The sequence below is a fragment of the Sphingomonas sp. UYAg733 genome (genome assembly GCF_054057355.1).
Map to the genome: position 1 here is coordinate 151929 of NZ_JBSRZE010000007.1, position 20066 is coordinate 171994.

A 20066-nucleotide genomic window follows, 5' to 3' on the forward strand; every position below is an offset into this window, starting at 1 on the left:
CGGGTGTGTCGAGGCGATTTTTTTCCGCTCAGCGCCGAATAAGCACGATGATCAAAAGGATCGCCGAGATCGTCGGGGCGACCGTGCGGACTGTGTTCCACTGCGTCCAGACGCGCAGGTAATTCTGCCAGATCGCGCCGATTTCGGCCGGGGAGGCAGCGGCGAGCTGATCGTTCAGCGGGACATTGAACGCCATGGTCACGCCGAAACAGCCGATCAGATAGGCGAGGCAAGCGGTCAGGATAAGCTTGGAGTCCAGGTCCGAGAAGGACATCAGCGCCCAGCCGCCCAACAAGGTGCAGAGCAGCGTGGTGCCAATGAACAGGATCATGAAGCTTGGTGTGATAACGGTCAGGTTGATCGCATTCATCGCATTGGCGCCCTGATCGCCCGAAACCTTGCCGAGACCAGCCATCACGAAGGAGGAAAAGGCGTAGAACACGCCTGCGGTCAGCGCGCTGGTGACGGCGGTGGCAAGCAGGAGCAGCGTTGGGATCGATTTGCCGGTCATCGCTTCGCCTCCCACACGCCGGTCGCTGCGGTGCGCGCGACATAATCGGCGAAATTGCCCGGCGCGCGGTCGAGTGCGCGTTGGACGTCATCGGTGGTGCGAAGGTTGCGCCCGTCGAGCACGGTGTCGAAGAGATAGACGATCAGGTCGATGACATCGACGGGTAGCTGCGCGGCCTCCAGGCTTTGGCGATACATCTCCATCGGCATCTTGTGATAAGCGATCTCGCGGCCCGTGGCGGTTGCGATCTGCGCGATCGCATCGGGAAAGCCGATCGCGTGCGGTCCGGTGACTTCATAGATCTGGTGGTTGTGGCGGTTGCCGGTCAGCGCCGCGAAGGCGATGTCGGCGATATCCTCGGCATCGACGAACGGCTCATCGGCAAGGCCGTCGGGCAGCGCGATCTCGCCGGCAAGGATTTCGTCGAGGAAATAATTCTCGCTGAAATTCTGGAAGAACCAGCTCGCGCGGATGATCGTCCAGTCGAGTGCGGTCGCCTGCAGCGCGCATTCGGCATCCAGGGCCTCGGGTTCTCCGCGTCCGGACAACAGTACGACATTGGCGACGCCCGCCTTGGCCGCGACGTCGAAAAAATCGGTGACGGTCTCGACCGCGCCGGGTACGCAAAGGTCGGGCTGATAGGCGGCATAGACCGCGGAAACGCCGGCCAGCGCCGCGCCCCAGGTTCCGCGATCGTCCCAGTCGAAACGGGGCGTTGCCGAACGCGATCCGATTTGCACTTGATGGCCCGTGTCCCACAGCCGCGCTGCCACCCTGCTGCCGGTCTTTCCAGTGCCGCCGAGCACGAGAATGGTGCCGGGCAGGGCCGTCATGTTTCCGCTTGTCATGGTCCACTCCTCGCCTTAACGTGAGCATTACTCACATTAAATGTGATATATACTCACATTTTGGCTTGTCAACAGCCTGGAGCGCGAATGGACATAATCGAACACGCGACCGATCGTCTTGATCAGGAAACCCCGGCGGCGCGGCGTAAGCCGATGCAGCAGCGCAGCCGGGATCGGCTCGAACGCATTCTCGCTATGGCGTCGGAGCTCATCGTGCGCACCGGCAGTGATCAGGTGAAGATGAACGAGGTCGCGGCGCTGGCCGGCATCTCGATCGGCTCGCTCTATCAATATTTCTCGGAGAAGAGCGCGCTGATCCGTACGCTCGCCGAGCGGTACAATGCCGCGAGCCGCGCCTGTATCGAGGAGGCGTTGACCGGCGTGGCGACGCTCGACGATCTGCTTAAAGCCTATGCCGGGCTGATCGATCAATATTACGAGATCGTCATGGCCGAACCGGTGATGCGCGACATCTGGTCGGGGATGCAGGCGGACAAGCAATTGATGGCGCTGCAACTGGCCGAGAGCCGGATTTGCGGCGCGATGCTGGCCGCCGCGATGGCGCGGGCGCATCCGGCGATCGACCCGGCGCGACTCGAAATGGCGGCGTTCCTCATCTGGGAACTGGGCGAAGCGACGATCCGGCTCGCGATCTCGGTCGAACCGGCCGAGGGCCGCGCGCTGGTCGAGGCGTTCAAGCGAATGACGGTGCGGGAGATCGCGGCGCCTTCGGCTTTAGCGGCGGACTGACAGTCTCGCTGGTTAAGGCATGAGCCAGGGCTGTCGGTGCGGAGACGCGGATAATGGGATATCGCCCGGTGCGATTCACATTGTGTTCCGACATCGCCATCTCTGCTCCGGCGGGTCATTGCATGACGGTTAAGCCCGGCCGACCGACCAGTTGAGTCGGGCAGACACGGAGCCGAGCAGACCCATGATTTCCGCCCCCGCCATTTCCCGATATTCCCGTAAAGCGTCCGAGAAGTTCCCGTTACGCCGTGTCGATTTTCCCGCAGTTTTTCCCGCAGCTTCCCGCAGAACGCTCAAAAAAGCATTTTCCCGCAAAGCTTCCCGCAGCTGCGGGAAGCTTGACCATATTAGCGGCGCATCGGATTCGGATGGGCCGATCCGGTTGGAGGCATTGATTCAATCTCGCATGCTCGATCCGCCTTGACTCACCCCCGCTCCTGCGCCCATTTAAAGAACATATCAGGAACGATAATGGCCGAGTCGCTCTCACCCCTTACCGCGCTTCGGCGGCGGATCGCTGCCATGGGGGGAATGCATGCGGCCGAGTCTGCCAATCTCGCGTCGCTCGGTCATGCCGGGATCGATGCGCGATTGGAAGGCGGGCTGGCGCGCGGGCATTTGCATGAGGTGATTGCCGGTGAAGCCGATGATGCGAGCAGCGCGGCGGGTTTCGCCTCGATGCTGGCGCGGCGTGTCGCGCCGCCAGGGCCTGGGTCGGGGGCGACGATCATGTGGCTGCGCGAAGGCGATGCGCAGCGTGGTGGGGGTGGGCTTTATGCACCGGGGCTGGTCGATCTCGGGATCGATCCGGCGCGGCTGGTGATCGGGGTGCTGCCCGATGCGCTGTCGCTGCTGCGCGTCGCGGCGGAGGTGGTGCGCTGTCCCGATGTCGGGGTGGCGGTGATCGAATTGTGGAAGAGCCCGCGTGCGCTCGACCTGACCGCGACGCGGCGGCTGGCGGTGGCGGCGGAGAGTTCGGGCGTGACCGCGTTATTGTTGCGCGTCGCTGCCGAGGACGCGCCAAGTGCGGCGCATACGCGCTGGCGCGTGCGTAGCGTCGCGGCATCGCCGCTTGAGGCGGATGCCCCGGGGCACACCGCGCTTGAGGTGGAATTGGTGCGCCAGCGCGGCGGGAGGGCCGGGGGGCGATGGATTTTGGAGTGGGATCGTGACCAGGCTATCTTCCGTGACCAGGCGGGTACCAGCCAGACCGGCACTCCGCCCGGAGTCGGACCCAGAGCCGGACCCCAAATCTATCCCCAAAACAATCCCCAAGTCGATCGGAGCGCGGCGCTATCTGGCGCTGTGGTTTCCGCTGTTTCCCGCCAATCGCCTCGCCCGAGTCGGCGTGCCGGATGATGCGCCGTATGTGTTCGTCGAGAAGCAGCGCGGCACGATGCGCCTCGTCGCGGTCGATGCGGCGGCACAGAGCCTGGGGCTCGGACTGGGCCTGACGCTGGCCGATGCGCGGGCGCGAGTGCCCGAACTTGCCGTGATCGATCATGATCCGGCCGCCGACCTCGCCTTGCTCGAACGCATCGCCGATGGCTGCGACCGCTATACGCCGCTGGTCGCGGTCGATCCGCCCGATGGGCTGACGCTCGACATCACCGGTTGCGGCACCGGTTGTAGCTGGGGCTTTGCCAATGAAGTCGCGCTCGCCGCCGATATCGAGGCGCGGTTGACCGCGTATGGCATGAAACTGCGCCATGCGATCGCCGGCACGCCCGAGGCGGCGCAAGCACTGGCGCGCTACCAGACCATGCCGGCGACCGACGAACAGGCCGCGGTGCGCCGCTTGCCGATCGCCGCGCTCGACCTGGATGAGGAGACCGAACTGGCGCTGCGCCGCGCCGGGCTGAAGACCATCGCCGATCTCGCCGGTCGCCCGACCGCACCGCTCTCGACCCGCTTTGGCGAGGATGTGACGGCATTGCTTGCGCGGCTGCTTGGCAAATCGGACAGCCGCATCACCCCGCGCCGTATGGCCCCGGCGTTGTTGGTCGAGCGTCGCCTGGCCGAGCCGATCGCGCGGACCGAGCACGCGCTGGCGATCCTTGGCGAGCTGGTCGCCGAAGCAGCGCAGACGATGGAGGAGCGCCATCTCGGCGGCCGCCGCTTCGCCGCGCGCTTCTTCCGTAGCGACGGGCTCGCGATCGATCTCGCGGTCGAAACCAGTCTCGCGGTGCGCGATCCAGCGATCGTGATGCGGCTGTTCGACGAACGGCTCGACAGCCTGGCCGATCCGCTCGACCCCGGCTTCGGTTTCGACCTGATCCGGCTCGCGGTGCCCGCGCTCGCCCCGCTCGCGCCGACGCAATTGCTGCTCGAAGGCGGCGAGGTCGCGGCAGGCGAGCTGGCCGCGCTGATCGACCGGCTGAGCGTGCGTATGGGGCGGGGCCGCTTCCGCCGGCTCACCCCGCGCGACACGCATATCCCCGAACAGGCAGTGCTGGCGCTGCCCGCGATCGAGACGGTTTCGCCCGAAAACTGGCCCGAAGCGGAACCGGGCGAGCCGCCGCTGCGACCTTTGCATCTGTTCGATCCGCCCCAGCCGATCCAGGTCACCGCCGAAGTCCCCGACGGCCCGCCGCGCCAGTTCCGCTGGCGCCGCACCTTGCATGAGGTGACGCGCTTCGAAGGCCCCGAACGCATCGCCGCCGAATGGTGGAAGCGCGGCGCCAACGGGGCGGGGGGCAGCGGCCTGACGCGCGACTATTACCGCATCGAGGATGCGCGTGGGCGGCGCTTCTGGGTGTTCCGGCATGGACTCTACGGCACCGAGAAGCGCGATCCGGGCTGGTATGTGCATGGCCTGTTCGCGTGAGCGATCCTGACGAAGATGTTCGCGTGATGAAGCTCGATTTTAAGCCCCTTCCCTTCAGGGGAGGGGTTGGGGTGGGGCCTATCCAGAAACGTTACGCTCGTTGCACGACCCCACCCCCAACCCCTCCCCTGAAGGGAAGGGGCTTAAGATGACCGAGTTCGCCGAACTGGTCGCGGCGACCAATTATTCCTTCCTGCGCGGGGCATCGCATCCGTCGGACTTCGTCCATCAGGCGAACAAGCTCGGCATGACAGCTATCGGCATCGCCGACCGCAATACCGTGGCCGGCGTGGTGCGTGCCTATAGTGCGCTCAGGGAAGCACCGGACAAGGCGCGCGTGGCATGGCTTGCCGACAAGAAGGCCCAGGGCGAAGCGGAAGTGCTGACGCCGGAGGAATGGGCCAGCTGCGAGGTGCATCTGCGGCTCGTGGTCGGGGCGCGGCTGGTGTTTTCCGACGGCACGCCGGACATCGTCGCCTATCCCGCGACGCGTTATGGCTGGGGGCGGCTCACGCGCTTGCTGACGGTCGGCAATCTGGCTGCGGTTAAGGGCAGCTGCATCCTCGAATTCGACGACCTGCTCGATTATAGCCAGGATCTGCTGCTGATCGTGCTGCCCTATGCCACCGCGCGGGAGGAAGAGGCGCACCGCAACCCGGTGGACTATAATTTCGACGACGTGGGCGATCCGCCCAGGCCGTTGCTGCGTCTCGTCACATCACCGCCCGAGGATGTCGGCGATGTACTGTCTCGTCTGTTACGCGTCGCGCCCGACCGGGTCTGGCTCGGGGCGGCGATGCCGCGCCGGGGTCGTGACGGCCGCACGCTGAGCAAGCTGCAAGCGACGGCGCATGCGGCGGGGGTGCCGCTGATCGCAACCAATGACGCGCTCTACGCCACGCCCGGGCAGCGGCCGTTGCATGATGTGCTGACCTGTATCCGCGAAGGCACGACGATCGCCGCGGCGGGCAAGCGGCTCGAGGCCAATGCCGAGCGGCATCTGAAAAGCCCCGAGGAAATGGCGCGGCTGTTCCGCGACTGCCCCGATGCCATCGCGCAGACTCAAATCCTGCTGTCGCGCATCGACTTCGACCTGGGGCAATTGCGCTACGAATACCCGCACGAACCGGTGCCCGAAGGGTGGGAAGCGCAGGCCTGGCTGGAACACATCGCCTGGCAGGCGGCGATCGATCGCTATGATCGCATGCCCGACAAGGTTCTTGCCTCGCTGACCGAGGAGTTCTCCCTGATCCGCCAGCGCAACTACGCCTATTACTTCCTGACCGTCTATGATCTGGTGCGGTTCGCTCGTTCGCGAAACCCGCCGATCCTGTGCCAGGGGCGCGGCTCGGCCGCCAATTCCGCGGTCTGCTTTCTGCTCGGCGTCACCTCGATCGATCCGATGCAGCATGACCTGCTCTTCTCGCGCTTCGTGTCGGAGGAGCGCGACGAGCCGCCCGATATCGATGTCGATTTCGAACATGAGCGGCGCGAGGAGGTGATGCAATATATCTACAAACGCTATGGTCGGCACCGTGCGGGCATCGCCGCGACCGTGGCGCATTACCGATCGCGCAGCACGGTGCGCGAAGTCGCCAAGGCATTGGGCATGAGCCAGGATATTCCCGAACGCATGGCGAGCACCGTCTGGGGCAGCTATTCGGGAGATATGGAGGACGGGCGCATCGTCGATGCCGGCTTCGACCTGAACAATCCCGAAATCGTGCGGCTGCGCTTCATCATGGATCAGATCCTCTCCGCGCCGTTTCCGCGCCACTTGTCGCAGCATGTCGGCGGCTTCGTGCTGACCGAGAACCGGCTCGACGAGACGGTGCCGCTGCATCATGCGGCGATGGCGGACCGCAGTTTCATCGAATGGGACAAGGACGATATTGATGCACTCGGCCTGATGAAGGTCGATGTCCTCGCGCTCGGCATGCTGACCTGCATCCGCAAGAGCTTCGATTTGCTGCGCGATCACGGGCTGGGCGATCATAATCTCGAGGTCGATATCGATACCGACGATCCGGCGGTTTATGACATGCTGTGCAAGGGCGACAGCATCGGCGTGTTCCAGGTCGAAAGCCGGGCGCAGATCAACATGCTGCCGCGGTTGAAGCCGAGGAACCTGTATGACCTGACCGTACAGGTCGCGATCGTTCGTCCCGGGCCGATCCAGGGTGACATGGTTCACCCCTATTTGCGTCGACGGTCGGGGGTTGAGGCCGTGGAATACCCTGAGCCCAGCCCAAATCATGGCCCGGCTGATGAACTCTATACTCTTTTGGGTTCCACTTACGGCGTCCCCCTGTTTCAGGAACAGGCGATGAAACTGGCGATCACCGCCGCCGGGTTCACACCGTCGGAGGCGAACCAGCTACGCCGCGCCATGGCGACGTTTCGCAATGTCGGCGGCATGCACAACTTCAAGGAGAAGCTGATCGAGGGGATGGTCGGGCGCGGGTACGAACGCGACTTTGCCGAACGCTGCTACAAGCAGATCGAGGGATTCGGCAGCTATGGCTTCCCCGAAAGCCATGCGCTGTCCTTCGCCCGACTGGTCTATGTTTCGTCCTGGATCAAATGCCATCATCCGGCGGTGTTCGCCTGCGCTTTGCTTAATTCGCAGCCGATGGGATTCTATGCGCCCGCCCAGATCGTACGCGATGCGATCGAGCATGGCGTCGAAGTGCGCGCGGTCGATGTGAATGCGAGCGGGTGGGATAACAGCCTGGAGCCGGTCCACCCAAATCTCTCTACATCGCTTTGCCACCCCCGTTTTCGGGTGAAGAAGGATGATGGCATTCGACATTACGCCTTCGCCTTGCGCCTGGGCATGCGTCAGATCAGCGGGTTCAAGCAGGAATGGGCTGACGCCCTGTCCAAGGCACGCAGTGAAGGCGGCACCTTCACTTCGATCGAAACGCTCGCCCGTCGCGCTGGCTTGCCCGAACGCGCGCTGCGCCTGCTCGCCGATGCCGATGCGTTTCGCTCGATCGGGCTCGACCGGCGCGATGCGCTGTGGGACGCGCGGCGCACGCCGTCAGCCGCTTTGCCGCTGTTCGCCGCGGCCCGCGCGGCGGAACTGGGCAAGGAAGCCGACATGGCGCTGCCCGTAATGACCGATGCGGAGCATGTCGTCGCCGATTACCAGATGACGCGGCTGTCGCTAAAGGCGCATCCGATGCGCTTCCTGCGTCCGATCTTCACCGCCCGGGGCGTGTTGAGCTGCGCGGAGACATCGGCAACCAACAATGGCCGCCGCGTGAAGACCGCCGGCATCGTCCTGGTCCGCCAGCGCCCGGGCAAGGGCAATGCGATCTTCGTCACGATCGAGGACGAAACCGGCGTCACCAATATCGTGCTGTGGGCGCGGATGTTCGAACGCTTCCGCCGCGCGGTGATGGCGTCGCGGCTGATGATGGTCGAGGGCGAATTGCAGAAGAGCCCGGAAGGGGTGGTCCATCTTATGGCGAGCCATATCCATGACTGCACCGACCTGCTCGACCATCTGTCCGATACCGACCAGGCCAAGCCACAGCTGTCGCGCGCCGATGTGTTCGAAAATCCGCAGCCGCCGCGCCATCCGGGCGCGGGCAAGCACCGCCACCCGCGCGACGTGCGGATCATCCCCAAGTCGCGGGACTTTCATTGAGTGTGGCATGGTACCGATTCGGGCGGGCTACCGACAAGCGCGTGAAATGCTGCCCTTCAGGGAATGGGCTGACATCAACCCTCCCGTTCGATCGCCCCGGCCCAGGCATAACCGCGATAGAGCGGCGTGAAGTCGCCTCGCGCGCCAAGGCCGTGCGCGACCTCCTTGATCGCCGCCTTCATCTCTGCGCGCGGCGATACGTCGAACTTGGCCAGCCACGCAAGGAGCAGCGCTCGCCACGCGCGGGGCAGCCTTTCCTGCTGCCCGAAATCGACCAGGTCGAGCCGCCCTCCGGGTGCAAGCTTGCCCGCGCCCTCGCGCAACGCGCCGCGCCAGTCGGGGATCATCGACAGCGTATAGCTCTGGAACACCCGGTCGAAACTCGCGATGCCGAACAATCCTTGCGCATCGAAAGCGGTCGCGTCGCCCTGCGCCAGCGTGATGCGGCCGGTAAGGCCGGCCTTGGCGACATTCGCGCGTGCCGTCTCCAGCATCGCCTCGGAGATATCGATGCCGTAGAAGCGCGCCTCGGGCCAGGCTTTCGCCGCCACGATCAGGTTGCGACCGGTACCGCAGCCGATCTCGATCACGCTGCCGCCTTTGGGTGGGGCGAGGCGGCGGATCAGCCGGTCGCGGCCGAGCAAATAATATTTGCGCGTCAGGTCGTAGAAATGACGCTGCGTCCGATAGATCGCATCCATATGCCCGGCATGAGACGACCCCATCTCAGGCGGTGGCCTCCAGGATGTAGAGATGCACCCCGCCATAGATCGAGGAGCGGTCGCGCCTGGTATAATCGAGTGACTCCCCGGCACGATAATCCCAGCGCGACAGGATCGCGTCGGCCACGCGCCCGGGCAGGATGGTCGGTGCGCCGGCGGTACGAAACAGGACGCGCGCGCCGCCGCGCGCAGTGCGCGTGATCTCGCTCCACAGGTCGTTCAACTGCTCGTCTGTCATCCAGTCCTGCGCGTCGAGCAGGATATAACGATCGAGCGAGCCATCGGGCCGGCTGCGCAGATAGTCGGTGAAATTGGTGTGGCGCACGTCGATCCGGTCGGCGCGCGCGACGATCTCGTCATAATGATCGTGCTGCAGATAGGGCGGCAGCGAGGCCATGGGCCCGCGGCCATAACCGCGGCCGAACGCCTGCCAGGCGAAATAATTGTCCTTGATGTCGAAATCGCAAGCAAGCTTTTCGAGCCGCTCGCGCAGCACCACGGCCATCTTTTCGTCACCTGCCAGCGCTTCATATTGCGCCGGTGGAATGCCCAGGCCGAACAGCGAAGCGGGCTGGTCGGTCAGCCATTTGATGAAACCCTTGTCGAACAGGGGTGCGAAGTCGCGGTCGAAGATCTCGCGCTGCTCCTCGATCGTCCGTGCCTTGAGCAGGATCTTCGGATTGACCCCGCCGAGCCGGGCGACGAGGTGCGCCGCGCCGATGAAATTGCCCAGCAGGCCGCTTTTATAGACGCCACGCGCAAAGCCGGCGATGCGCCGCCGGCCGATCAGGTCGCGCCCCTCCCAATAGCGCCGCGTCGTCTCGTCGAGATGCGGGCGGATATAGGCGCGATAGGCGAGCACATTGGCCTGGCTGTCGGCACGCGCGAAGAAACGGTGGAACGCCTCGTAATCGGGCAAATGGCGCGCCGCGACCAGCTTGAGCCGGTTGAGAGCGATATGCGCGGTGTTGAGATCGACCGCGGTGATCGCACGCGGATCTGCGGTCAGATAGGACAGCACGTTACAGCCGCCCGAGGCGATCGTGACGACATGATTGTCGGACTGGATCGCCAGCGCTTCCATGTCGACCGCCGGGTCTTCCCAGATCTGCGCATAGACCAGTCCGCGAAAGGCGAAGGTGAAGGCGCGTTCGAGCAGCCCCTGCTTCGACAGATGATCGTGGCGATGAACGGCGGCGCGGACGGCACGGTTTTTGGGCGATTTGGCGGCAAGCATCGGCGTGCGTCTCCCTGTGCTTCGGGTGGCCGAACGCATGGCCACTCAAGGCGGCGCTAGGACATTAGGGTGACGGTTCGATGACGGGGTCGGGAAATCATCCGACGGGGAGGTCGGCTCGCCGATCAGACGTTCTCGCGCTCCAGCAGGATGCTCGCGCTCAGCCCGAGCAGGGTGATGTGGTCGCGGATGCGCGGCCAGCTGGTATTCAGGAAATGGTCGCGCTCGGCGATGCGCAGTTTTTCGGCGGCGCCAGGCAGTACGAACATGCCGACGCCGCGACGGACCTCGACATAACCATCGTCCTGGAAGCTCTGATAGGCCTTGGCCACGGTCAGCGGATTGGCGCCGTGTTCGGCGGCCAGCGCCCGGACCGAGGGAAGTTGGTCGCCCGCGCGGAAATCGCCACGCAGGATCGCTGCCGAAATGGTTGCCCGCAGCTTGATATAGACCGGACTGTCTTCGGAATTAAGCGCTGTCATGCTGCTTTAATACAGCAATTGGCTGATTAGTCCAGCAACTTTACCCGTCCCAATTGGTAATAATCGTGCGCAAATCCGGGCGTGGACGCTCTTCAAATTCCTTTTTCGGCGTGCCGAGAAATATGAAGCCGGCAATTCGTTCCGGCGCGCCGCCGAACGAATCGCGCACGGCGTCGGAGTAGGTCGCCCATCCGGTCAGCCAGCCGCTGGCAAAACCCATCGTGTTGGCGGCATGGAGCAGGTTCATGCACGCCGCGCCGACCGATAATTCCTGCTCCCATAACGGGATATGGCTTTCGATTCGCGGCGAAAAGAGCGCGACGACCAAGGTCGGTGCCTGGTGCGCGAACTGCTCGATCGCTTCGATCTCGATCCGTGCGGCCTGCGGGCGCTCGAGCCGATAGGCGTCGACCAGCATCGCCGCGAAGCTTTCGCGCGCCTCGGCCGGCACGATCACAAAGCGCCATGGCGCGAGCTTGCCATGATCGGGCGTGCGGCCGGCGATCTGCAGGATCGTCGCAAGCTGCGTATCGTCGGGCCCGGGCGCGACCAGGTCGCGCGGTTTGCCCGATCGGCGCGTGGCGAGATAGGTAAGCGGGGTGGAAAGGTCGTTGAACATGCCGCCATCTAGGTACGGCACGACATATTTACACCCCGGCGATTGCCGTTAGTCTCCCGCGCCATCAGCAACGCCGCGTTTCGACGGCGCCAAGACATTCAGGGAGCTAGTAAAAATGGTGGACACCCCGACTGCGGACAATCCGCGAGAGCCGGATATCAGCCACGAGAATCCGGCAGAGAGCAAGACCTGGTTCGGCCATCCGCCGCAACTTGCGCGGCTGTTCACCACCGAGATGTGGGAGCGCTTCGGCTTTTACGGCATGCGCGCGCTGCTGACGCTATATCTGACCAAGCATTTCGTCTTCGGCGACCGCGCCGCGACCGGCCTGTATGGCGGCTATACCGCCCTTGTGTATCTGACCCCGCTGATTGGCGGATATCTCGCCGACCAGTATCTCGGCTCGAAACGCGCGGTGAAGTTCGGCGCGATCCTGATGTCGCTCGGTTACTTCACGCTCTGTTTCGGCGGCCAGACCGCAACGCCCTTCGCCAAGATCGACGGCCAGCGTTACGAGGTGCAGATCGCGACGGCCGGCCAGGCCGAGACACGTTATGTGGTCGACGGCGACAAAAAGCTGAAGATCAAGGGCAATGACGACGGCAGCGTCGCGCTGCTTGCGCCGGACGGGTCCACCACGCGCACTATCGCCAAGGGCGGCTTCGAATCCGATGCCGATCGCAGCCCCTTCTATCTCGCACTGATGCTCGTCGCCCTGTCGATGGTGTCGGTCGGCAATGGCTTTTTCAAACCCAATATCTCGACCATGGTCGGCGAACTGTACAAACAGGGCGATCGGCGTCGCGATTCCGGCTTCACCATCTTCTATATGGGGATCAATCTCGGCTCACTCGGGTCGCAGATTCTCTGCCCGTTCCTGGCGGACGCGGTCGGCTGGTGGGCGGGTTTCGGCCTGGCGGCGATCGGCATGGCGTTTTCCTGGACCCTGATCCAGTTCGATGGGGGTAAGCTCGCCGGTTATGGCGAGCCGCCGGTGCGCGAAGGGCAAAAGGACCGCGCGCTCGGTATCTATGCCGCCGCGTTGCTCGGCGTGCCGATCTTCTACCTGCTGTTCGTCAATCTGATGAACATGGCCCCGCCCGAGCCCGGTTCGGGCATCGTCGGTTATATCGCGTCGCTCTCGCTGATGGGAAAATTGCTCTTCGGCACCTTCCTGATCTCGGTGCCAGGCATCCTGGTCTGGTCGTTCAACAAGGGCAGCAAGGAAGAGTTTCAGATGATGCTCGCCGCGATGGTGCTGATCATCTTCAACGTCGTATTCTGGACGTTGTTCGAACAGGCGGGTTCGTCGCTGACGCTGTTTGCCGATCGCAATACCGACCCATATCTGCTTGGTATTCCAATCTCGGCCGGCCAGACGCAGTTCTTCAATGCGTTCTTCATCGTCACCCTGGCACCGATCATGAGCATCATGTGGACCAAGATGGCGAAGAAGGGGATCGAACCGTCGATTCCGGTGAAATTCGGTATCGCACTGATCGGCGTCGGCCTGGGCTTCCTTGTCCTTGTCTGGGGCACGACGTTCGTCGGGCCCGATTTCAAGGTTGCGATGTGGTGGCTCGCCGGGCTGTACTTCGTCCACAGCTTCGCTGAATTGTGCATCTCGCCGGTCGGCCTCAGCATGATTACAAAGCTATCCATCGCCCGCGTGGTCGGGTTGATGATGGGCGTATGGTTCCTGTCGATTTCAGTGGCGCAATATTTTGCCGGGATGATTGCACAGATCGCCAGCGTCGATACGGTGGGTGGTCAGGTGACCAATTTGAAGGTTAGCCTCGCGACCTATAGCGGCGTGTTCACGTTGATTTCGGAATGGGCGATCGGCCTGGGCATACTGCTCCTGCTTCTCGCCTGGCCGCTCAAAAAATGGATGCACGGCGTCAAATAATCGGGGAGGTCGACGATGAACGGCACGGAAATGGTCCTCGCAGCGGCGGTCGCGTTCGTCGGCTCGCACTTCCTGCTGTCGCATCCGCTCAGGCGGCCGATCGTCGCGAAGATCGGGGATGGGCCATTCCTCGGCCTCTATTCGCTCGTCGCGGCGATCACGCTCGGCTGGCTTGCCCTCGCTTATCGCGCGGCCGGGCCGGAGGTGCCGCTCTGGCAGGTCAGCGACAGCCTGTGGGCGGTGGTAACGGTGGTAATGCTGATCGCGAGCGTGCTGCTGATCGGGTCGTTGATCGGCAATCCCGCCCTGCCAAATCCGGGTACACCGGGCGCCGCGCCAGCGGAGGCGCGCGGCGTGTTCGCGGTCACGCGGCATCCGATGATGTGGGCTTTTGCCCTGTGGGGCGCGAGCCATATCGCGGTGTTTCCGGCACCCGCCAACATCGTTCTGTCGGGCGCAGTGATCATTCTCGCACTGGCCGGGGCGGCGTTGCAGGACAAGAAGAAGGAAGCGTTGCAGCCGGAACGCTGGCCGGCATGGGAGTCGAAGACGAGCTATTGGCCGTTTGCAGCGATCGTCGCCGGCCGCGCGAATTTCGGGGGTTTCCGGCCCCATGATATCGCCGGTGGGGTCGTGTTGTGGCTGGTTGCGACCTGGGCGCATCTGCCGCTGGCGGGCTGGGCAGCGGGAGTGTGGCGCTGGGTTTGAGGAATCCTTCCTGGCACTTCGCTTCCCGCCACCCCGCTCTTTCACACCACGAAGACTGACATTCTCATCTCTCGCATGAGATACTTCAAGCGATCGTCTCGGGGTCCGCTTCGGCGCTGCCGCGATCGGCGCGCGCGACCGATATCGTGACGGCGACGTCCATCGTCACGTTGCCGACGGTGCGGAACAGGTCGGGAATCGTCTCGACCGCGACGAGCAGCCCCAACGCCTCGATCGGCACCCCCATCGCCACCGCGACCGGCGCCACCGAGGCGAAGAAACTGATCGTGCCGGGCAGGCTGACCGATCCCATGGTGGTGATCGCGGCAGTCGCGACGCCGGCGGCGAGCGCGCCGGGCCCGATCGGCACGCCAAGCAGGTGCGCGACATACAGCGCGACCGCCAGGTTCATCGCCGGGCTGGTCGCGCGGAAGATCGCCACCGCGATCGGCAAGGTGATGCCCGCGCTGGTCGCGGGCGCGCCAAGCTCGGCGCTCGCCTTGAGCATCGCGGGGAGCGAGGCGAGCGAGGATTGCGTGCTGATCGCGACCGCCTGTGCCGGGGCGACCGCGCGGGCGAAGCGCAGGATGCCCACCCGTCCGAAGATCGCCGCCACCGGATAGGCGGCGAGCAACACGATCAGCCCGATCGCAGAAACGGTGACGATGTAATGGAGCAGTGCACCGAACGCCGCCGCGCCGGTCTGCGCACCGACGCCGTATGCCAGCGCGAAAATTCCGATCGGGGCAAGCTTCAGCACCCAGGTGATGATCACCAGCATCGTATCGACGATCGCCTGGAAGAAATTGGTCAGCAGAGCGCGCGGTTCGGGCGCCAGCCGCGTGATCGCAAAGGCGAAGGTGATCGCGAACACGGTCAGCGGCAGAAACGCATCGGCCGCCGCCGCGGTCACGACATTGGTCGGCACCACCGTGTCGAAGAACGCACCGAGGCTCGGCACCGTGCCGGCGGGCGCCGCCGCACCGCTCAGCGATGTGCGCAGGGCCTCGGCCCAGGCGGACGGCAATGGCCACAGGTCGAGCAGCAACGGCACGAGCAGCGCCGACATGATCGTCGCGCTCCACAGCAGGATGACGAACATCACCACGGAGCGCCCGGCGATCCGCCCGGCGCGTGCCGCATCGGCGGTCGCGCCGACGCCGGTCACCAGCAGGCCGACGATCAGTGGCACGATCACCATCTGCAATCCGTGCAGCCAGGCCGATCCGATCGGCTGAGTGATCTTGGTCGCGCCGAGCGCCCAGTCGGGCGAGAGCGAGGCGGCAATGATTCCGATAATCAGTCCGGCGACGAGCGCGAGAAGGATACGGGTGGCTTGCGACATGCTGATCCTTCGATATGGCTGCTTTTACGATGATGGCGCTAGAAACGCTGCTCGCATAGCGGATGGGAATGCGCGGAATGGCAAGGAAATATTTCGGCACCGACGGTATTCGTGGTGCGACCAACGCGCATCCGATGACCGCGGCGATGGCGATGAAGGTCGGCATGGCGGCGGGCGCGCACTTCCAGCGCGGCGACCATAAGCACCGCGTCGTGATCGGCAAGGACACGCGTCTGTCCGGTTATATGCTCGAATCGGCGATGGTTGCCGGGTTCACCAGCGTCGGCATGGACGTGGTGCTGCTCGGCCCGATGCCGTCGCCCGCCGTCGCCATGCTGACTCATTCGATGCGCGCCGATCTCGGCGTGATGATCTCCGCCAGCCACAATCCCTATGCCGATAACGGGATCAAGCTGTTCGGCCCGGATGGCTACAAGCTCAGCGATGAGGACGAACTGGCGATCGAGGCACTGATCGATGGCGATATTCCGCTCGTTCCCGGACCGGATATCGGCCGCGCCCGGCGGGTCGACGATGCCAAGGGTCGTTATATTCATTTCGCCAAATCGACTTTCCCGGAAAGCCTGCGGCTCGACGGTATGCGCATCGTCGTCGATTGCGCCAATGGCGCGGGGTATCAGGTCGCGCCCTCCGCCCTGTGGGAACTGGGTGCCGACGTGATCGCGATCGGGGTCAGCCCGAACGGCAAGAATATCAATGATGGCGTCGGTTCGACCGCGCCCGGCCTGTTGTGCGAGACGGTCGTTGCTTCGGGGGCGCAGCTTGGCATCGCGCTCGACGGCGATGCCGACCGGCTGATCGTGGTCGACGAACTCGGCCATGTCGTTGACGGCGACCAGCTGATGGCGACGATCGCCAGCGGTTATGCGCGCGCCGGGCGGTTGAAGAATGGCGGGCTGGTTGCGACGGTAATGTCTAACCTCGGGCTCGAACGTCATCTCGCGGCGCAGGGCATCGGCCTGATCCGCACCGGTGTCGGCGACCGGCAAGTGCTCGAGGCGATGCGCGTCCAGGGGTATAATGTCGGCGGCGAGCAATCGGGGCATATCATCCTCAGCGATTACGCGACCACCGGCGACGGGCTGGTCGCCGCGCTTCAGGTGCTCGCCGAACTGGTCTGGGCCGGCGCGCCGGCCAGCCAGTTCCTGCACCGCTTCGATCCCGTGCCGCAATTGCTCAAGAACGTCCGCTTCAAGGGCGGCAAGCCGCTCGACAACGAAACGGTCAAGGCAGTGATCGCCGAGGCGGAGGCCGAGCTCGACGGCAAGGGGCGGCTGGTGATCCGCCCTTCGGGTACCGAACCGGTGATCCGGGTGATGGCCGAAGGCGACGATTCGGCGCAGGTCGAGCGCCTTGTGGACCGCATCTGCGACGCGGTGCGGATTGCGGCGGGCTGAAAGGCACCAATTAACCCGTTCGTTTCGCTCGAAACGAGCGGATTTTATGGCTAAGGTATGCCCATGCTTGAAATGAGACCCGATTGCGAACGCTGCGGCGTTGACGTTCCCGCCGATGCGCCGGGCGCGTTCATCTGCTCGTTCGAATGTACTTTTTGTGCGGCCTGTGCCGAGGCGATGGACGATAATTGCCCCAATTGCGGCGGCGAGCTGATCGACCGTCCAACCCGCACCGGACCCCGGCTGGAGCGCCATCCCGCATCGACGATACGGATCTATAAAGGCCCGCAGTGGCACCGCGCATCCTGATCATCGCCGGGTCGGATTCGGGCGGCGGTGCCGGGATTCAGGCCGATATCAAGACGGTGACGATGCTCGGCGGCCACGCGATGACCGCGATCACCGCGATCACCGCGCAGAACACGCTGGGCGTGCAGGCAGTGCACCCGGTGCCGACCGATATGGTCATCGCGCAGATCGATTCGGTGGTCGGCGATATCGGCGTCGATGCGGTGAAGATCGGCATGATCGGATCGGCCGAGACGGCTCATGCGGTGGCGGCGCGGCTGGAACAGCTCGCCGTGCCGATCGTGTTCGATCCGGTGATGGTCGCAACGAGCGGATCGGTGCTCGCGGACGAGGCGACGATCGCAGCGTTCGGGCGGCTGATGCGACTGGCTTCGGTCGTCACGCCGAACCTGCCGGAGCTTGAGGCATTGGGGGGACGCGCGGTCATTCTCGACTATGGCTGCCATCTGATCGAGAAGGGCGGGCATGGAGCAACCGACATCGTCACCGATCGGCTCTGGGCCCCGGCTGGTCTGCTTGCCGAGCTCAGCGGCAAACGCATCGAAACGACCAGTACGCATGGCACGGGTTGCACACTGGCGAGCGCACTTGCCTGTGGGCTTGGTGACGGAATGCCAATCGTCGATGCATTCTCCCGCGCGGTATCCTTCGTCCGTATCGCGCTGATCGAAGCGCCCGGCCTTGGCAAAGGGCATGGCCCCATGGGTCAGCAATTCGTAACGGACTTTCTATGACCGCATCACCCGAAAGCAAAAGGTCGTCCGCTTCTGTCCGACCCTCGCTGCGCCACGAAAAGCTCTGCCTCGCGCCCGTTGCGGGTGTTGACGAGGCCGGGCGCGGGCCGCTTGCCGGACCGGTGGTCGCGGCCGCGGTGATCCTGCCCGCCAAGGGCATTCCGCGAGGCATCGACGATTCGAAGAAACTGTCGCCGGCCGAACGTGCGCGGCTGCACGACCGGCTGCGCGGCTGCGCGATGATCGGCGTCGGCATCGTCGAGGCGGATGAGATCGACACGCTCAACATCTATTGGGCGACGATGAAGGCGATGACGCTGGCGGTCGAGGCGCTTGGTTGCTTGCCCGCCCATGTACTGGTCGACGGCAACCGCCTGCCGCGCTGGGGCCATGCGGCGACCGCGATCGTCTCGGGCGATGCGATCTCGCTGTCGATCGCCGCCGCGTCGATCATCGCCAAGCATACCCGCGACACGATCATGATCGCCCATGCCGAGGCGCATCCGCATTATGGCTGGCATTCGAACAAGGGTTACGGATCGCGCACGCACCTCGCCGCACTGCGCGAATATGGGCCCTCGCCGCTGCATCGGCGCAGCTTCCGGCCGGTCGCGCAGATGTTTCTCGATTTTTAAGCGCCGGAATTCGGCGTGTGAGTCTTTTACGCCACACACCATGGATTGAGTCCGCCGACTCCCGCCGACTCAACATCTAGCCGCCTTCCCAAAATGTTCCGCTTCGTTAACGATTTGGCAACCGCAATCGTTAACTAATCTCCGCTTGACCGGAGTCCGCACATCCGCAGGGATGGGCGGGCTAGAGACGGGGGCGTGACGAATGGGTGTTATCGATAAGGTTAAGGCGCGCGTTGATGCGCCGGTGGTCGATGGCCTGCCGCTGGACCAGATTATCATGCAGGACTGCATCACCGCGATGCGCGCGCTGCCGGCCAAGTCGGTCGATATGATCTTCGCCGACCCGCCGTACAATCTGCAGCTCGGCGGTGATCTCAGCCGGCCCGATGGCAGCCATGTCGATGCGGTGACCGATGACTGGGACAAGTTCGACAGCCTTGCGGCTTATGACAAATTCACTCGGGAATGGCTGACCGAGGCGAAACGCATCCTGAAGGACAATGGCGCGATCTGGGTGATCGGCAGCTATCACAATATCTTCAAGGTCGGCTCGGCGATCCAGGATCTCGGTTACTGGATTCTCAATGACGTGGTGTGGCGCAAATCCAACCCGATGCCCAATTTCAAGGGCACCCGCTTCACCAATGCGCACGAGACTTTGATCTGGGCGTCGATGGGTGAAAAGGCGCGCTACACCTTCAACTATCGCAGCATGAAGACGCTGAACGACGAATTGCAGATGCGCAGCGACTGGGAATTCCCGGTGTGCGGCGGGCAGGAGCGATTGAAGCGCGACGGGGTGAAGGTCCACCCGACGCAAAAGCCCGAGGCGCTGATCTATCGCATCCTGCTGGCGTGCACCAAGCCGGGTGACGTGGTGCTCGACCCGTTCTTCGGCACCGGCACGACTGGCGCAGTGGCCAAACGGCTCGGCCGGCGCTGGATCGGGATCGAACGCGAGGCAAATTATTGCGCGGCGGCGATCGAGCGGATCGAGGCGGCCTTGCCGCTCGACGAATCCGCCTTGAAGACGATGCAGAGCCCCAAGGCCGCACCGCGCGTCGCGTTCGGCACGATCGTCGAAAACGGTATGCTCGTCGCCGGCGCCGTGCTGACCGATGCCAAGCGTCGCCACCGCGTCACGGTACGCGCCGATGGGTCGGTCATGTCGGGCGATACGACCGGATCGATCCACAAGCTCGGCTCGGTCCTGCAGGGCGCACCGGCCTGCAATGGCTGGACCTTCTGGCATTATGAGACGCCCAACGGGCTGAAGCCGATCGACGATCTGCGCCAGACCTATCTGCTCGCGACGCAGATTTAGAGTCGTTTTCAGGTGCCGATTCAATTCAGCTGA

General features: G+C 64.1%; 18 protein-coding genes. 11 read left to right on the forward strand and 7 right to left on the reverse strand.

The window, feature by feature from the left end:
- Positions 1-28 precede the first annotated feature (28 nt).
- Both ACVWZA_RS13750 and ACVWZA_RS13755 read right to left on the reverse strand, forming a co-directional pair.
- A complete protein-coding gene (locus ACVWZA_RS13750) occupies positions 29-511 on the reverse strand; it encodes an anthrone oxygenase family protein (RefSeq protein ID WP_457311803.1) in 483 nt (160 codons plus the stop codon).
- Complete coding sequence (locus ACVWZA_RS13755; RefSeq protein ID WP_457311804.1) at positions 508-1359, reverse strand: hypothetical protein; 852 nt, start codon at positions 1357-1359, stop codon at positions 508-510. Before ACVWZA_RS13755 ends, ACVWZA_RS13750 begins: the two co-directional genes overlap by 4 nt.
- 87 nt (positions 1360-1446) lie before the next feature.
- Between ACVWZA_RS13755 and ACVWZA_RS13760 the strand changes: the two genes are divergently transcribed.
- From ACVWZA_RS13760 to ACVWZA_RS13775, 4 genes are all read left to right on the forward strand, one after another.
- Entirely contained in the window at positions 1447-2109 is a 663-nt protein-coding gene (locus tag ACVWZA_RS13760; protein WP_457311805.1) for a TetR family transcriptional regulator, read from the forward strand.
- Between the two features lie 471 nt (positions 2110-2580).
- The gene (locus ACVWZA_RS13765) at positions 2581-3468 is read left to right on the forward strand and encodes an ImuA family protein (protein ID WP_457311806.1); all 888 of its coding nucleotides are present in this window, start codon (positions 2581-2583) and stop codon (positions 3466-3468) included.
- 37 nt (positions 3469-3505) lie between these two features.
- Positions 3506-4936 (forward strand): Y-family DNA polymerase, encoded by a 1431-nt coding sequence (locus tag ACVWZA_RS13770; RefSeq protein WP_457311876.1) that lies wholly within the window; start codon positions 3506-3508, stop codon positions 4934-4936.
- 148 nt (positions 4937-5084) lie between these two features.
- Complete coding sequence (locus ACVWZA_RS13775) at positions 5085-8591, forward strand: error-prone DNA polymerase (RefSeq protein WP_457311807.1); 3507 nt, start codon at positions 5085-5087, stop codon at positions 8589-8591.
- A 74-nt stretch (positions 8592-8665) separates the two neighbouring features.
- On the opposite strand, the gene ACVWZA_RS13780 is transcribed toward ACVWZA_RS13775, so the two are convergent.
- From ACVWZA_RS13780 to ACVWZA_RS13795, 4 genes are all read right to left on the reverse strand, one after another.
- The gene (locus ACVWZA_RS13780; protein WP_457311808.1) at positions 8666-9292 is read right to left on the reverse strand and encodes a class I SAM-dependent methyltransferase; all 627 of its coding nucleotides are present in this window, start codon (positions 9290-9292) and stop codon (positions 8666-8668) included.
- 25 nt (positions 9293-9317) lie between these two features.
- Positions 9318-10550, reverse strand: coding sequence for a DUF3419 family protein (locus tag ACVWZA_RS13785; RefSeq protein WP_457311809.1), 1233 nt, complete (start codon positions 10548-10550; stop codon positions 9318-9320).
- A 125-nt stretch (positions 10551-10675) separates the two neighbouring features.
- On the reverse strand, positions 10676-11032 hold the full coding sequence (locus ACVWZA_RS13790) for a GntR family transcriptional regulator (protein WP_457311810.1): 357 nt from the start codon (positions 11030-11032) through the stop codon (positions 10676-10678).
- A gap of 40 nt (positions 11033-11072) precedes the next feature.
- Entirely contained in the window at positions 11073-11651 is a 579-nt protein-coding gene (locus ACVWZA_RS13795) for a nitroreductase family protein (RefSeq protein WP_457311811.1), read from the reverse strand.
- 115 nt (positions 11652-11766) lie between these two features.
- On the opposite strand from ACVWZA_RS13795, the gene ACVWZA_RS13800 reads away from it, so the two are divergent.
- Positions 11767-13560, forward strand: a complete 1794-nt coding sequence (locus ACVWZA_RS13800) for a peptide MFS transporter (RefSeq protein WP_457311812.1) — start codon at positions 11767-11769, stop codon at positions 13558-13560.
- A 15-nt stretch (positions 13561-13575) separates the two neighbouring features.
- On the forward strand, positions 13576-14268 hold the full coding sequence (locus ACVWZA_RS13805) for an NnrU family protein (protein WP_457311813.1): 693 nt from the start codon (positions 13576-13578) through the stop codon (positions 14266-14268).
- 85 nt (positions 14269-14353) lie between these two features.
- Here the strand turns inward: ACVWZA_RS13805 and ACVWZA_RS13810 are convergent, their stop codons facing one another.
- Entirely contained in the window at positions 14354-15613 is a 1260-nt protein-coding gene (locus tag ACVWZA_RS13810) for a dicarboxylate/amino acid:cation symporter (protein WP_457311814.1), read from the reverse strand.
- Between the two features lie 77 nt (positions 15614-15690).
- Between ACVWZA_RS13810 and glmM the strand changes: the two genes are divergently transcribed.
- From glmM to ACVWZA_RS13835, 5 genes are all read left to right on the forward strand, one after another.
- Positions 15691-17031, forward strand: coding sequence for a phosphoglucosamine mutase (glmM, locus tag ACVWZA_RS13815; RefSeq protein ID WP_457311815.1), 1341 nt, complete (start codon positions 15691-15693; stop codon positions 17029-17031).
- A 63-nt stretch (positions 17032-17094) separates the two neighbouring features.
- Positions 17095-17340: a DUF1272 domain-containing protein gene (locus ACVWZA_RS13820; protein WP_457311816.1), complete on the forward strand. Its 246-nt coding sequence runs from the start codon at positions 17095-17097 to the stop codon at positions 17338-17340.
- Positions 17322-18074 (forward strand): bifunctional hydroxymethylpyrimidine kinase/phosphomethylpyrimidine kinase, encoded by a 753-nt coding sequence (thiD, locus tag ACVWZA_RS13825; protein ID WP_457311817.1) that lies wholly within the window; start codon positions 17322-17324, stop codon positions 18072-18074. Before ACVWZA_RS13820 ends, thiD begins: the two co-directional genes overlap by 19 nt.
- Positions 18071-18709, forward strand: coding sequence for a ribonuclease HII (locus tag ACVWZA_RS13830; RefSeq protein WP_457311818.1), 639 nt, complete (start codon positions 18071-18073; stop codon positions 18707-18709). The genes thiD and ACVWZA_RS13830 overlap by 4 nt, the downstream gene beginning before the upstream one ends.
- A 202-nt stretch (positions 18710-18911) precedes the next feature.
- Positions 18912-20033 carry a DNA methyltransferase gene (locus ACVWZA_RS13835; protein WP_457311819.1) on the forward strand — a complete coding sequence of 374 codons (1122 nt, stop codon included), beginning with the start codon at positions 18912-18914 and terminating at the stop codon, positions 20031-20033.
- The last annotated feature ends 33 nt before the right edge of the window (positions 20034-20066 follow it).

Bases quoted from the DNA above. Each gene is read 5' to 3' on its own strand.
- ACVWZA_RS13810 (WP_457311814.1), bottom strand. From the start codon at position 15,613: ATGTCGCAAGCCACCCGTATCCTTCTCGCGCTCGTCGCCGGACTGATT.
- ACVWZA_RS13760 (WP_457311805.1), top strand. From the start codon at position 1,447: ATGGACATAATCGAACACGCGACCGATCGTCTTGATCAGGAAACCCCG.
- ACVWZA_RS13805 (WP_457311813.1), top strand. From the start codon at position 13,576: ATGAACGGCACGGAAATGGTCCTCGCAGCGGCGGTCGCGTTCGTCGGC.
- ACVWZA_RS13800 (WP_457311812.1), top strand. From the start codon at position 11,767: ATGGTGGACACCCCGACTGCGGACAATCCGCGAGAGCCGGATATCAGC.
- ACVWZA_RS13780 (WP_457311808.1), bottom strand. From the start codon at position 9,292: ATGGATGCGATCTATCGGACGCAGCGTCATTTCTACGACCTGACGCGC.
- ACVWZA_RS13785 (WP_457311809.1), bottom strand. From the start codon at position 10,550: ATGCTTGCCGCCAAATCGCCCAAAAACCGTGCCGTCCGCGCCGCCGTT.
- ACVWZA_RS13790 (WP_457311810.1), bottom strand. From the start codon at position 11,032: ATGACAGCGCTTAATTCCGAAGACAGTCCGGTCTATATCAAGCTGCGG.
- ACVWZA_RS13820 (WP_457311816.1), top strand. From the start codon at position 17,095: ATGCTTGAAATGAGACCCGATTGCGAACGCTGCGGCGTTGACGTTCCC.
- ACVWZA_RS13775 (WP_457311807.1), top strand. From the start codon at position 5,085: ATGACCGAGTTCGCCGAACTGGTCGCGGCGACCAATTATTCCTTCCTG.
- ACVWZA_RS13755 (WP_457311804.1), bottom strand. From the start codon at position 1,359: ATGACAAGCGGAAACATGACGGCCCTGCCCGGCACCATTCTCGTGCTC.
- glmM (WP_457311815.1), top strand. From the start codon at position 15,691: ATGGCAAGGAAATATTTCGGCACCGACGGTATTCGTGGTGCGACCAAC.
- ACVWZA_RS13765 (WP_457311806.1), top strand. From the start codon at position 2,581: ATGGCCGAGTCGCTCTCACCCCTTACCGCGCTTCGGCGGCGGATCGCT.
- ACVWZA_RS13830 (WP_457311818.1), top strand. From the start codon at position 18,071: ATGACCGCATCACCCGAAAGCAAAAGGTCGTCCGCTTCTGTCCGACCC.
- ACVWZA_RS13795 (WP_457311811.1), bottom strand. From the start codon at position 11,651: ATGTTCAACGACCTTTCCACCCCGCTTACCTATCTCGCCACGCGCCGA.
- ACVWZA_RS13750 (WP_457311803.1), bottom strand. From the start codon at position 511: ATGACCGGCAAATCGATCCCAACGCTGCTCCTGCTTGCCACCGCCGTC.
- ACVWZA_RS13835 (WP_457311819.1), top strand. From the start codon at position 18,912: ATGGGTGTTATCGATAAGGTTAAGGCGCGCGTTGATGCGCCGGTGGTC.
- ACVWZA_RS13770 (WP_457311876.1), top strand. From the start codon at position 3,506: ATGCGCCTCGTCGCGGTCGATGCGGCGGCACAGAGCCTGGGGCTCGGA.